General features: G+C 66.1%; 12 protein-coding genes. 11 read left to right on the forward strand and 1 reads right to left on the reverse strand.

Annotated elements, in window-relative coordinates; genetic code table 11:
• Positions 1-1000 (forward strand): mannose-6-phosphate isomerase, class I (manA, locus tag ACRDUX_RS15885; protein WP_526414975.1); only part of this gene is annotated, 1000 nt, incomplete at its 5' end.
• 15 nt (positions 1001-1015) lie between these two features.
• Entirely contained in the window at positions 1016-1936 is a 921-nt protein-coding gene (locus tag ACRDUX_RS15890; protein ID WP_526414976.1) for a cation diffusion facilitator family transporter, read from the forward strand.
• Here ACRDUX_RS15890 and ACRDUX_RS15895 read toward each other — a convergent pair.
• On the reverse strand, positions 1893-3275 hold the full coding sequence (locus ACRDUX_RS15895; protein WP_526414977.1) for an FAD-dependent oxidoreductase: 1383 nt from the start codon (positions 3273-3275) through the stop codon (positions 1893-1895). The two genes, ACRDUX_RS15890 and ACRDUX_RS15895, sit on opposite strands and share 44 nt — an antisense overlap.
• A 137-nt stretch (positions 3276-3412) precedes the next feature.
• On the opposite strand from ACRDUX_RS15895, the gene ACRDUX_RS15900 reads away from it, so the two are divergent.
• The 9 genes from ACRDUX_RS15900 (at position 3413) to mtrB (ending at position 11920) form a co-directional block, all read left to right on the forward strand.
• Positions 3413-4645 carry an alkane 1-monooxygenase gene (locus ACRDUX_RS15900; protein ID WP_526414985.1) on the forward strand — a complete coding sequence of 411 codons (1233 nt, stop codon included), beginning with the start codon at positions 3413-3415 and terminating at the stop codon, positions 4643-4645.
• The gene (locus tag ACRDUX_RS15905) at positions 4642-4815 is read left to right on the forward strand and encodes a rubredoxin (protein ID WP_526414978.1); all 174 of its coding nucleotides are present in this window, start codon (positions 4642-4644) and stop codon (positions 4813-4815) included. Before ACRDUX_RS15900 ends, ACRDUX_RS15905 begins: the two co-directional genes overlap by 4 nt.
• Positions 4812-5000, forward strand: a complete 189-nt coding sequence (locus ACRDUX_RS15910) for a rubredoxin (RefSeq protein ID WP_526414979.1) — start codon at positions 4812-4814, stop codon at positions 4998-5000. Before ACRDUX_RS15905 ends, ACRDUX_RS15910 begins: the two co-directional genes overlap by 4 nt.
• Positions 5001-5017: 17 nt before the next feature.
• Entirely contained in the window at positions 5018-5650 is a 633-nt protein-coding gene (gene alkX, locus ACRDUX_RS15915) for a TetR family transcriptional regulator AlkX (protein WP_526414980.1), read from the forward strand.
• Positions 5651-5773: 123 nt separating this feature from the next.
• Positions 5774-7234, forward strand: a complete 1461-nt coding sequence (gene ahcY, locus ACRDUX_RS15920) for an adenosylhomocysteinase (RefSeq protein WP_526414981.1) — start codon at positions 5774-5776, stop codon at positions 7232-7234.
• 397 nt (positions 7235-7631) lie between these two features.
• Positions 7632-8858: a lipase family protein gene (locus ACRDUX_RS15925; protein ID WP_526414986.1), complete on the forward strand. Its 1227-nt coding sequence runs from the start codon at positions 7632-7634 to the stop codon at positions 8856-8858.
• 43 nt (positions 8859-8901) lie between these two features.
• Complete coding sequence (locus tag ACRDUX_RS15930; protein WP_526414982.1) at positions 8902-9531, forward strand: dTMP kinase; 630 nt, start codon at positions 8902-8904, stop codon at positions 9529-9531.
• A gap of 56 nt (positions 9532-9587) precedes the next feature.
• Positions 9588-10274, forward strand: coding sequence for a two-component system response regulator MtrA (gene mtrA / locus ACRDUX_RS15935; RefSeq protein ID WP_526414983.1), 687 nt, complete (start codon positions 9588-9590; stop codon positions 10272-10274).
• Positions 10271-11920, forward strand: a complete 1650-nt coding sequence (gene mtrB / locus ACRDUX_RS15940; protein ID WP_526414984.1) for an MtrAB system histidine kinase MtrB — start codon at positions 10271-10273, stop codon at positions 11918-11920. The genes mtrA and mtrB overlap by 4 nt, the downstream gene beginning before the upstream one ends.
• Positions 11921-12029 lie beyond the last annotated feature (109 nt).

The raw sequence follows: 12029 nt of genomic DNA on the forward strand, positions 1-12029 counted from the left end.
CTTCGGTGATGCGCTCCCGTTCCTTGCCAAGGTTCTCGCCGCGGACGAACCGCTGTCGCTGCAGGCACATCCGAGCGCGACCCAGGCGATGGAGGGCTTCGCGCGCGAGGATCGACAGCAGATTCCCATCTCGGCCTCGACCCGCAATTACCGCGACCGGAGTCACAAGCCCGAGCTGATCGTCGCGCTCACCCCCTTCGAGGCGCTGACGGGCTTCCGTCCCGTCGTGCGCACCATCGAGTTCCTGCGCGCGATGTCGGTGCCTCGCCTGGATCCGTTCGTCAATCTGCTGTCGGGCCAGGCGGACGCCGACGGCCTCCGGGCGCTCTTCACCACCTGGATCACTGCGCCTCAGGCTGATCTCGACGTGCTGGTGCCAGCGGTGCTCGACGGTGCCGTCAACTACCTGCGCTCTGGGTCGACGACGTTCGCCACCGAGGCCAAGACGACACTTCAGCTCGGCGAGCTCTATCCCGGCGATGCCGGCGTACTGGCCTCGATGCTGCTCAATCGGATCAGTTTGAAGCCGGGTGAGGGCCTCTACCTGTCGGCGGGGAACCTGCACTCCTATCTCCACGGAATGGGCTTCGAGGTGATGGCCAACTCCGACAACGTGTTGCGCGGTGGGCTGACTCCCAAACACGTCGACGTTCCCGAGCTGTTGCGGGTTCTCGACTTCACGCCAACCGAAGAGTCTGCGCTGCGTCCCGTGGTCGTCACCGACGGCATCGAACTCGCCTACGAGACACCGGCACCCGAATTCGCGGTGTCCGTGCTGCATCTCGGGGCCGGTGAACTCGGCCACCAGATCGATGCGCCCGCCAGACACGACGGACCACAGGTGCTGCTGTGCACCGAGGGGTCCGTTCAAGTCCACGCCAAGGCGAGCGTGCTGACGCTCGACCGGGGTGCATCGGCGTGGGTGGCCGCCGATGACGGCCCCATTCGCCTCGTCGCGGACCGGCCGACCACGTTGTTCCGCGCCACGGTTGGCATCTGACGGAGGGGTTCGATCATGTCGGCGTCCGGTAGTAAGCGGGCGATCGTCGCGGCCCTGCTGGCGAACGCCGGCATCGCGGTCGCGAAGTTCGTGGGCTTCTTGATCACGGGTAGCTCGTCGATGCTCGCGGAGGCGGTGCACTCGGTGGCCGACACGTCGAACCAGGGGCTGTTGTTGTGGGGACAGCGGCAGGCCGCCAAGTTGCCCGACGCGCTGCACCAGTTCGGATACGGACGCAGTCGCTACTTCTACTCGTTCGTGGTGGCGCTGGTGTTGTTCACGCTCGGCGCGGCGTTCGCGCTCTACGAGGGTTACGAGAAGGTGATCCACCCGCACGAGCTGACCTCGCCCCTGGTCGCAGTGGTCATCCTGCTGGTGGCAATCTGTTTGGAGGGGTACAGCTTTCGGACCGCAGTCGCCGAGTCGAGGCCACTCAAGGGTCCCGGCGGATGGTGGCGGTTCATCCGCACGTCGCGCAATCCGGAGCTTCCGGTCGTGCTGCTCGAGGACACGGGCGCACTCATCGGTCTCGTGCTCGCGCTCGCTGGCGTCGGCTTGACCGTGCTCACCGGAAACCCGATCTGGGACGGTATCGGCACCCTCTGCATCGGCGCGCTCCTCGCGGTGATCGCCGTCATCCTGATGGTCGAGATGCACAGCGCCCTCATCGGCGAGGGCGCTACGGCGCAGGAGGGCGACGCCATCCGTGCCGCTCTCGAGCAGACCGACAACGTCGATCGCCTGATCCATCTCAGGACGCTCTACATCGGTCCCGACGAGATGTTGGTCGGAGCCAAGATCGCGCTCGCCCCGAAAACCGAACTGGCCACCGTGGCGTCGACCATCGATGCCGCCGAGGCGGCCGTCCGTGCCGCGGTGCCCGCGGTCACGGTCATTTATCTGGAACCGGATCTCGATCGCGCGCTGACCGCCTAGAAGTCAGCTTCTCGGCCAGCATCAGGCCCATGTTGTGCCGGATCGTCCGGCCGACGAGCCGCGCCGACGGGATCATGTAGAGGCTGTCGAGCAAGCTGAAGCGCCGCAGGAACCATTCGGCGAGAACGGGATCGGTCTCCGCGGCGCCGAGCAACTGGTCGAACAGGCCGCCGACCGGTTTGAACCACCAGGGGGCATCGCCGGTGGCGTTGTGGAGTGCGAGATCGCCAATGGCAGTCATCGTCCAAACTGGCCACGTGGTCTTGACCGTGGCGCGGGACAGTCTCCCCGCAATGTCGGGGTCACCGGATTCCAGGACCCTGCGCAGGTTGCCGGCCTGGATGGACGTCATCGTCATGCCCTGCCCGAAGGTCGGGTTGAAGCTGACGACGGCGTCGCCGAAGGGAACGATGCCCGTCGGGAAGCGATCCATCTTGTCGTAGCGGCGCCACCTGCTCGTCGGGTACTCGTGGAAGGCCATCTCGCCGAGTGGCGCACCCGCGCGCAGGGCGGTGCTGACGTGGATGGGCAGGACCTGATCGGCCAGGTCGCAGATCTCGGCGAAGTTCTGCGGCGGCTGGACCCTTCCCGTCCCGAAGGTCGTCACTCCCCAGTTGCCGTCCTCGTACAAGAGCATGCCGAGCCCGAGCGGCTTCTCCCGAGATGCCCCGGCGACGACGACCTTCTCCATGATCAGGCCGTCGGGAATGTGCACTTGGTGGGTGGCGTAGCCGATGCCGACGTCGACGGTGTCCTCGGCGGGCCGTCCGAAGCCCCACTTCTCCAGCCAGGTGGGCAGGCGCGTGCCCCGACCGGTGGCGTCCACGACCAGGTCGGCCTCCACCGCGGTGGATTCGTCACCCGTTTCGAGGAGCACCCCCGTGACGCGTTCCTCGGCGGGTTCGTACTGCGGCTCGGCAATACCGCGGCGAACCAGCTCGACGTTCGGGATCGCCAGTGCGCGTCGCCTGATCTGCCACTCGAGGTGTGAGCGGCTCGGCACGTATGCGGTGAACTCGTCGTGCAACGTGGTCTGAGTACCCAGCAGGTGGCCGGCCGCTCCGAACGAGATGCAGTCGGGACGGTTCTCCAGAATCGGGACGCCGTGGGAGACCATGTCGTCGAGGATGCCGGGGAACAGGCCCTCGAACTCGGCAGCGCCGCGCGCCATCAGCAGATGCACGTGCTTGCCCTGCGGAACCGCCGTGCGATTGGCGGGCAGGTCGGGCAGGTCGTCGCGCTCGAAGACCGTGACCCCGTCGAAGTGATCCGACAGCACCCTGGCCGCGGACATGCCGGCGATGCTTGCTCCGACGACGATTGCGTTCCGCCCCACCATTTCGACGGTACTGCGCGGAGGCCTCGATTTGGCCGTGTTTACAAAACATGTGCTTCTGTCTAGACAGACGACAAATGTATCCGTACAGTCAAGTCAAAGCGGTGATGGCAATCACGAGAAGGGTGGACGTCGTGGCAATGAAGCTCTCGAATGTCGAAGAGGGTTCAGGAGGGACCGCCGAGATCTGGCGGGACAAGAAGCGCTACCTCTGGCTGATGGGCCTCATCGTGCCCACCGCGGTGTTCGTGATGCTGCCGATCGTGTGGGTGCTCAACCACCTCGGCTGGCACGTTGCCGCGCAGGTGCCCTTCTGGATCGGCCCGATCCTGGTGTACGTCGTTTTGCCACTGTTGGACTGGCGGTACGGCCCCGACGGGCAGAACCCGCCCGACGAACTCGTCGACCGGCTGGAGAAGGACAAGTACTACCGGTACTGCACGTATGCGTTCATTCCGTTCCAGTACGCCACCGTGGTGCTGGGCGCCTACCTGTTCACCGCCTCTGACCTGGGCTGGCTCGGGTTCGACGGGTCGCTGTCCTGGCCGGCGAAGATCGGCCTTGCGCTCTCAGTGGGCATGATGGGCGGCGTCGGCATCAACACCGCACACGAGCTGGGGCACAAGAAGGACTCGCTGGAGCGCTGGTTGAGCAAGATCACGTTGGCCCAGACCTGCTACGGCCACTTCTACATCGAACACAACCGCGGCCACCACGTCCGGGTGGCCACCCCAGAGGATCCGGCGTCGGCACGCTTCGGCGAGACGTTCTGGGAGTTCCTGCCGCGCAGCGTGTGGGGCAGCCTGAAGTCGTCGTGGGAATTGGAGGCGCAGCGGTTGCGCAGGCTCGACAAGAGCCCCTGGCACTGGTCCAACGACGTGCTCAACGCATGGGTGATGTCGGTGGCGCTGTACGGCGCGCTGATCGCCATCTTCGGGCTCGCGCTGATTCCCTACGTGCTCATCTCGGCGGTGTTCGGGTTCACGCTGCTCGAGACCGTCAACTATCTCGAGCACTACGGACTGCTCCGGCAGAAGACCGCCAGCGGCCGCTACGAGCGGTGCACACCCGAACACAGTTGGAATTCCGATCATTTGGTGACCAACCTGTTCCTGTACCACCTGCAGCGACACAGTGACCACCACGCGAATCCGACCCGGCGTTACCAGACGCTGCGCAGCATGGCGGGTGCGCCCAGTCTGCCCAGCGGGTACGCGTCGATGATCGGGCTCACCTACTTTCCACCGCTGTGGCGCAAGGTGATGGACCACCGCGTCATGGCTCACTACGGCGGTGACATCAGCCGGGTGAACGTCCACCCGCGCGTACGCGACAAGGTGCTCGCGAAGTACGGCACGGAGGTGGCGCAGTGAGCGCTTACCGCTGCCCGGGCTGCGATTACGTGTACGACGAAGCGAAAGGTGCTCCGCGCGAGGGGTTTCCGGAAGGCACCCCGTGGCACCAGGTACCCGATGACTGGTGCTGCCCCGACTGCGCGGTACGCGAGAAGGTCGATTTCGAGTTGATGGGAGTGAACCAATGAGTGCAGATGCCTACAAGCTGTTCGTTTGCGTGCAGTGCGGATTCGAATACGACGAGGAGAAGGGCTGGCCGGAGGACGGCATCGCACCCGGCACTCGCTGGGATGACATCCCCGAGGATTGGAGCTGCCCCGACTGCGGCGCGGCGAAGGCGGACTTCGAGATGGTCGAGGTCGCCCGTCCGTGACGGCTAGTCTCGCGCATATGAGTAGTCCGTCAGACCGGCGTACGGCGCAGCGCGTGCCGTACGCCGAGGCGTCGCGGGTGCTGCTGCGCGGTTCGATCCTCGACGGCATGCGAGACATGTTGCTGATCCGCGACTGGTCGTCGATCACGCTGTCCGACGTCGCCAAGGCGGCCGGTATCAGTCGCCAGACGATCTACAACGAGTTCGGGTCGCGACAGGGCCTCGCCGAGGGTTACGCGCTGCGGCTGGCCGACCGGCTGGTGGACGCGGTCGACGACGCGATCGAGGGAAACGTCGGCAACGTCTACGGGGCCTTCCTCGAGGGCTTTCGGGCCTTCTTCGCGGAGTCGGCTTCCGATCCGCTCGTCATCTCGCTGCTGACCGGCGCCGCCAAGCCCGATCTGTTGCAGATCATCACGACCGACAGTGCGCCGATCATCACCCGGAGCTCGGCGCGGCTCACCTCGACGTTCATGCACAGCTGGGTCCGCGCGAGCGAAGAGGACGCGGGAGTGCTGGCCAGGGCCATCGTCCGGCTGGCGATGAGCTACGTGTCGATGCCGCCCGAAGCCGATCACGACGTCGCCAGGGACCTAGCCCGTTTGATGACCCCGTTCGCCGAGCGCTACGGTGTCATGGATACCCCTTAGCTGTCAGAGCGCCGTAGCGCCTGTCCCGCGAGTCCGCAGGCTTATGGGTGTCGGCATGGGTGTCGCCGCACGCAACCCTGTGCACTCACGGGCAAAAACATTACGAATGAATAGGGGCTCTACATGACTGAGCTGAAGGCCGATGTCCGCAATGGCATCGACTACAAGGTGGCCGACTTGGGCCTGGCCGAGTTCGGCCGCAAGGAGATCCGGCTGGCCGAGCACGAGATGCCCGGCTTGATGACCCTGCGCCGCGAATACGCCGACGTGCTGCCGCTCAAGGGCGCCCGGGTGTCCGGCTCGCTGCACATGACCGTGCAGACCGCCGTCCTGATCGAGACGCTCGTCGCGCTCGGCGCCGAAGTGCGCTGGGCGTCGTGCAACATCTTCTCGACGCAGGACCACGCAGCCGCCGCGACCGTCGTCGGCCCGCACGGCACGGTCGAGGAGCCCAAGGGCGTTCCGGTGTTCGCGTGGAAGGGCGAGAGCCTCGAGGACTACTGGTGGGCAGCCGAGCAGATGCTGACCTGGCCGGGCGAGCCTGCCAACATGATCCTCGACGACGGCGGTGACGCCACCATGCTGGTGCTGCGTGGCGCCCAGTTCGAGAAGGCAGGCGTCGTGCCCCCCACGGAGGACGACGCCTCCGACGAGTACAAGGTGTTCCTCGCGCTGATCCGCAAGCGCTTCGAGACCGACAAGACCAAGTGGGGCAAGATCGCCGAGTCCGTCCAGGGCGTCACCGAGGAGACCACCACCGGTGTTTTGCGGCTGTACCAGTTCGCCGCCGCCGGTGAGCTGTTGTTCCCGGCCATCAACGTCAACGACTCGGTCACCAAGAGCAAGTTCGACAACAAGTACGGCACCCGGCACTCGCTGATCGACGGCATCAACCGCGGCACCGACGTCCTGATCGGCGGCAAGGCCGCTCTGGTCTGCGGTTACGGCGACGTCGGCAAGGGCTGCGCCGAGGCGCTCAAGGCCCAGGGCGCCCGCGTGGCGGTCACTGAGATCGATCCGATCAATGCGCTGCAGGCGCTGATGGACGGCTTCGAGGTCAAGACCGTCGCCGAGGCCATCGGCTGGGCGGACATCGTCATCACCGCGACCGGCAACCAGGGCATCATCACCCTCGAGCACATGAAGGCGATGAAGCACCAGGCCATCCTCGGCAACATCGGGCACTTCGACGACGAGATCGAGATGGCCCGGCTCGAGCGCGATCCCGAGGTGATCCGGATCAACATCAAGCCGCAGGTCGACGAGTTCACGTTCAAGGACGGCCACTCGATCATCGTGCTGTCCGAAGGTCGCCTGCTGAACCTGGGCAACGCCACCGGACACCCGTCGTTCGTGATGAGCAACAGCTTCTCGAACCAGGTCATCGCGCAGATCGAACTGTGGACCAAGAACGACGAGTACGACAACGAGGTCTACCGCCTGGCCAAGCACCTCGACGAGAAGGTCGCCAAGATCCACGTCGAGGCGCTCGGTGGCTCGCTCACCAGGTTGACCAAGGAGCAGGCCGAGTACATCAACGTCGACGTCGACGGCCCGTACAAGCCCGAGCACTACCGCTACTGACGCAGTAAGGCACGCGAAAGTCCCTGGCGCACTTGGTGTGCCAGGGACTTTCTGTTGTCGGGCCGGATCCGGGCCACACCGTTTGGCGGTGGCGCTGCTGGGTGCACGAGCGAAGTGCTTAGAACTTTCGGCTGGCGAAGTACCACGTTCCCGATGAGAGCGCCGACAAGCTGGTGATCTCGGCTCCTGACGACTGGCATCGTTGAAACCAGCAAGCCCGCTGCGGGAAAACGCGTTTCGCGAACATCGAGGCCCGTCTTCGATACGCCCACGATCGACGAACCGCTCTGTTACGGTCCGCGTCGTGGGTCAGGTCTGGGGGTTTCTCGTTTCGCTGCTGCTGATCGGATGCCTGGGAGTCGCCCCTCCGGTGCATGCGCAGCCGCAGGATCCCACCATCGACAATCGCGACCCGAAGTACAACGAAGACGAGTACACCGCGTTCTACACACCGCCCGACCCGCTACCACCGGGTCAGCCCGGTGATCTGATCCGCACCGAACCGTCGCGCCTCGTGCTCGAGCCATCCGGCCAACTCGGTGCCATCATCGCCACGGGTACGCGAATCATGTACCGCAGCACCGACGCTCGCGGCAATCCGATGGCAGTCACGGGAACCTACTTCGAACCCGACAACGATTGGCCCGGCCAGGGCCCGCGGCCGCTGATCGTGTACGGCCCCGGCACCCAGGGACAGGGTGACCAGTGCGCGCCGTCGCGGCAGTTCAACCAGGGCATTCACTTCTCGCCGTACTTGGACATCGCCTTCAACTACGAGGAGTTGTTCGTCGCGACGATGGTTGCGCGCGGGTTCGCGATCGTCATGACCGATTATCAGGGGTTGGGTACCCCGGGCTTGCATACCTACGTCAACAGGGTCGCCGAGGGCAACGCGATGATCGACGCGGGGCGGGCCGCGATGCGCCTTCCCGACACGTCATTGGATCCGCATGGGCCACTTGCCTTCTGGGGTTACTCCCAAGGTGGGGGCGCCGCAGCGTCTGCAGCGGAACTGGCGTCGTCCTACGCCCCGGAACTCCACGTGGTCGGTTCGTATGCCGGCGCGCCACCCGCCGATCTGAAGGAGTTGTTTCCGTACGCCGACGGCAGCGCGCTCGTCGGCGTGGTGGGGTATGCGCTGAACTCGGTCATCACGAGTTACCCGGAGTTCGCGGACGTCATCCGCTCGAAGCTCACCCCTCGCGGGGAAGACCTGCTGTACAAGGTGGCCGACCAGTGCATCGCGGAGACGGTCGCGAAGTTCATGTTCCGGCATCTGCAACCGTACTTCGTCGAGGACATCGACAAACTCGTCAACGAGGAGCCCTTCAGCTCCCTGTTCGACATGCAGCGGATCGGCAGGTACAAACCGAACGCGCCGGTGCTGATCAACAGCAACCGCTACGACCCGTTGGTGCCGTGGACGGCGGCCAATCAGCTTGGCCGCGACTGGTGTTCGCAAGGAGCCGACGTCGAGTTCCGCACCAACGAGGAGCCGCCATTCCTGAACAAGCTGGTGGTCAACCACGCGTTGCCCATGCTGGTCGACGGTGAGGCGGCGATGCAGTGGATCGCCGACCGATTCAACGGGGTGCCCACGACGCCGAACTGCGGGCAGTTCTAGCACCGACCGAATCGGCGGCCGATACCCTCGCTACGCTCGCCGGGTGCTGATCGCGATCGAGGGAGTCGACGGTGCGGGCAAGCGCACCTTGACCGAAGGCCTGCGTGCGACGTTTGAAGCGGACGGCAGGTCCGTCGCGCAGCTGGCCTTCCCGCGCTACAAGCAGTCAGTGCATGCCGACCTCGCCGCCGAGGCGCTGCACGGTGGCCACGGCGACCTGTCCACGTCGGTGTACGCGATGGCCGCGCTGTTCGCGTTGGATCGCTCCGATGCGAAGCCCGAGATCCAACGACTGAGCGCCGAACACGACGTCGTCATCCTCGACCGCTACGTCGCATCCAACGCCGCCTACAGCGCGGCCCGACTGCACCAGAACGTCGACGGCGACGTGGTCGCCTGGGTCGCGGAGCTCGAGTTCGGCCGGTTCGGCATGCCGGCCCCCGACTGGCAGGTGCTGCTCGCGGTACCGACCGAGTTGGCGGCCGAGCGGGCCCGACGACGCGAGGTAGCCGAGGCCGACCGCGCCAGGGACGCGTACGAACGCGACGACGGACTTCAGCGCCGCACCGGGGCGGCCTACGCAGCCCTCGCCGCCGCGGATTGGTACGGCCGGTGGGCCGTCGCAGGCCCCGACGTCGTGGTGCGTGACCTCGCTGAGTCGCTGACAGGCTGATCTGCAGGCAAAACGCCCGGTGTGGTAACCCGGCTTTATCGCGAATGGGTGTCACGATGGACACCATGAGGCAAAGGATTCTGGTCGTCGATGACGATCCGTCGCTCGCCGAGATGCTGACGATCGTCCTACGGGGCGAGGGCTTCGACACCGCGGTCATCGGTGACGGTAGCCAGGCGCTCACCGCAGTGCGTGAATTGCGGCCCGATCTGGTGCTGCTCGACCTCATGTTGCCAGGGATGAACGGCATCGACGTGTGCCGGGTGCTGCGCGCCGACTCGGGCGTCCCGATCGTCATGCTGACGGCCAGGACCGACACCGTCGACGTGGTCCTCGGGCTGGAGTCCGGTGCCGATGACTACGTGATGAAGCCCTTCAAGCAGAAGGAGCTCGTCGCGCGGGTCCGGGCCCGGCTGCGGCGCAATGACGACGGTCCCGCCGAGATGCTGTCGATCGCCGACGTCGAGATCGACGTGCCGGCCCACAAGGTCACCCGCGGGGGTGAGCAGATTTCTCTGACGCCGCTGGAGTTCGACCTGCTGGTGGCGCTGGCACGCAAACCGCGGCAGGTGTTTACTCGGGATGTGCTGCTTGAACAGGTGTGGGGTTACCGACACCCCGCCGACACCCGTCTGGTGAATGTGCACGTCCAGCGGCTACGGGCCAAAGTCGAGACTGATCCGGAGAACCCGCAGGTGGTGCTCACCGTTCGAGGAGTGGGGTACAAGGCCGGACCTCCGTGATCTGGGGGTCCCGTCGGCGTATTCGCAGCCGCTCGGCGCCCATGCTCCGTGGCCTGGGCACTCTGGGCCGCGCCCTCAGCTTCGCGTGGCGCCGCTCACTGCAGCTCCGTGTCGTCACCCTCACACTCGGGCTGTCGCTGGCGGTCATCCTCGTCCTCGGTTTCGTGCTGACGAGTCAGATCACCGACCGCATCCTCGAGGTGAAGGTCCGCGCGGCCACCGAGGAGATCGAGCGCGCGCGGACCACCGTCAGCGGCATCGTCGGGGGCGAGGAGACGCGATCTCTGGACAGCAGCCTGCAGCTGGCCCGCAACACGCTGGTGGATCGCAAGGTGGATTCGGGATCCGGGCTCTCCGGTGCGTTCGACGCAGTGTTGGTCGTGCCGGGCGACGGGCCTCGCCCAGCCACCGCGGCAGGCCCCGTGGACCAGGTCCCAGGGGCCCTGCGGGACTTCGTGAAGGCAGGGCAGGTCAGCTATCAGTACGCGACCGTGCACACCGACGGCTTCGCGGGTCCGGCCCTGATCGTCGGCAGCCCGACGACGTCACCGGTGACGAATCTCGAGCTTTATCTGATCTTTCCGCTGAACAACGAGGAGAGCACCATCGCGCTCGTGCGCGGCACGATGGCCACCGGCGGCGTGGTCCTCCTCGGTCTGCTCGCCGCGATCGCTCTGCTGGTGGCCCGGCAGATCGTGCTGCCGGTGCGTTCCGCGTCGCGGATTGCCGAACGGTTCGCCGAGGGGCATCTGACCGAGCGGATGCCGGTGCGTGGCGAGGATGACATGGCGCGGCTCGCGGTGTCGTTCAACGACATGGCGGAGAGTCTCTCGCGGCAGATCACCCAACTCGAGGAATTCGGAAACCTGCAGCGCCGCTTCACCTCTGACGTCAGCCACGAGCTGCGCACGCCGCTCACGACGGTGCGCATGGCCGCTGACCTGATCTATGACCACAGCGAGGATCTGGAGCCCGCGCTGCAACGCGCGACGGAGTTGATGGTCAACGAGCTCGACCGCTTCGAGACGCTGCTCAGCGATCTGCTCGAGATCTCGCGCCACGACGCGGGTGTCGCCGAGCTGTCGGTCGAGTCAGAGGACCTGCGCCTGACGGTGGAGAGCGCACTCGAGAACGTGGGGCACCTGGCCAAGGACGCCTCCGTCGACCTCATCGTGGACATGCCCGCCGACGCCGTGATCGCAGAGGTCGACGCCCGGCGGGTGGAGCGCATCCTGCGCAATCTCATCGCCAATGCCATCGACCACGCCGAGCGCAAACCGGTGCGGATCCGCATGGCCGCCGACGAGGACACCGTCGCGGTCACGGTGCGCGACTACGGCATCGGGTTGCGTCCAGGCGAGGAGAAGCTGGTGTTCAGCCGGTTCTGGCGCTCCGACCCGTCGCGCGTGCGCCGCTCCGGTGGCACCGGGCTGGGGCTCGCGATCTCGATCGAGGACGCCCGGCTGCACCAGGGCCGGCTCGAGGCGTGGGGTGAGCCGGGCAAGGGAGCTTGTTTCCGGTTGACCCTTCCGCTGGTGCGTGGCCACAAGGTGACGGCGAGTCCGTTGCCGCTCAAACCCATTGGACCTGACAGCCCACCGCGCGAGCCGGCTCGCGAGCGGGAACCCGCGGGGGAGCGCACGTGAGGGGTGTGCGGTGGGCGGTCTGTCTGCTGGCACTGACGGTCGTGCTCGGCGGGTGCGCGGGGGTGCCGAGCTCCTCGGCGCCGCAGGCGCTCGGCACCATGGACCGGGC

It is taken from the genome of Mycobacterium sp. (assembly GCF_050701675.1).
Taxonomy (GTDB): domain Bacteria; phylum Actinomycetota; class Actinomycetes; order Mycobacteriales; family Mycobacteriaceae; genus Mycobacterium.

Excerpts from the sequence above, each read along its gene's own strand:
- ACRDUX_RS15910 (WP_526414979.1), top strand. The coding sequence starts at position 4,812 with ATGAGTGCAGATGCCTACAAGCTGTTCGTTTGCGTGCAGTGCGGATTC.
- alkX (WP_526414980.1), top strand. The coding sequence starts at position 5,018 with ATGAGTAGTCCGTCAGACCGGCGTACGGCGCAGCGCGTGCCGTACGCC.
- mtrA (WP_526414983.1), top strand. The coding sequence starts at position 9,588 with ATGGACACCATGAGGCAAAGGATTCTGGTCGTCGATGACGATCCGTCG.
- ACRDUX_RS15895 (WP_526414977.1), bottom strand. The coding sequence starts at position 3,275 with ATGGTGGGGCGGAACGCAATCGTCGTCGGAGCAAGCATCGCCGGCATG.
- ACRDUX_RS15900 (WP_526414985.1), top strand. The coding sequence starts at position 3,413 with ATGAAGCTCTCGAATGTCGAAGAGGGTTCAGGAGGGACCGCCGAGATC.
- ahcY (WP_526414981.1), top strand. The coding sequence starts at position 5,774 with ATGACTGAGCTGAAGGCCGATGTCCGCAATGGCATCGACTACAAGGTG.
- ACRDUX_RS15890 (WP_526414976.1), top strand. The coding sequence starts at position 1,016 with ATGTCGGCGTCCGGTAGTAAGCGGGCGATCGTCGCGGCCCTGCTGGCG.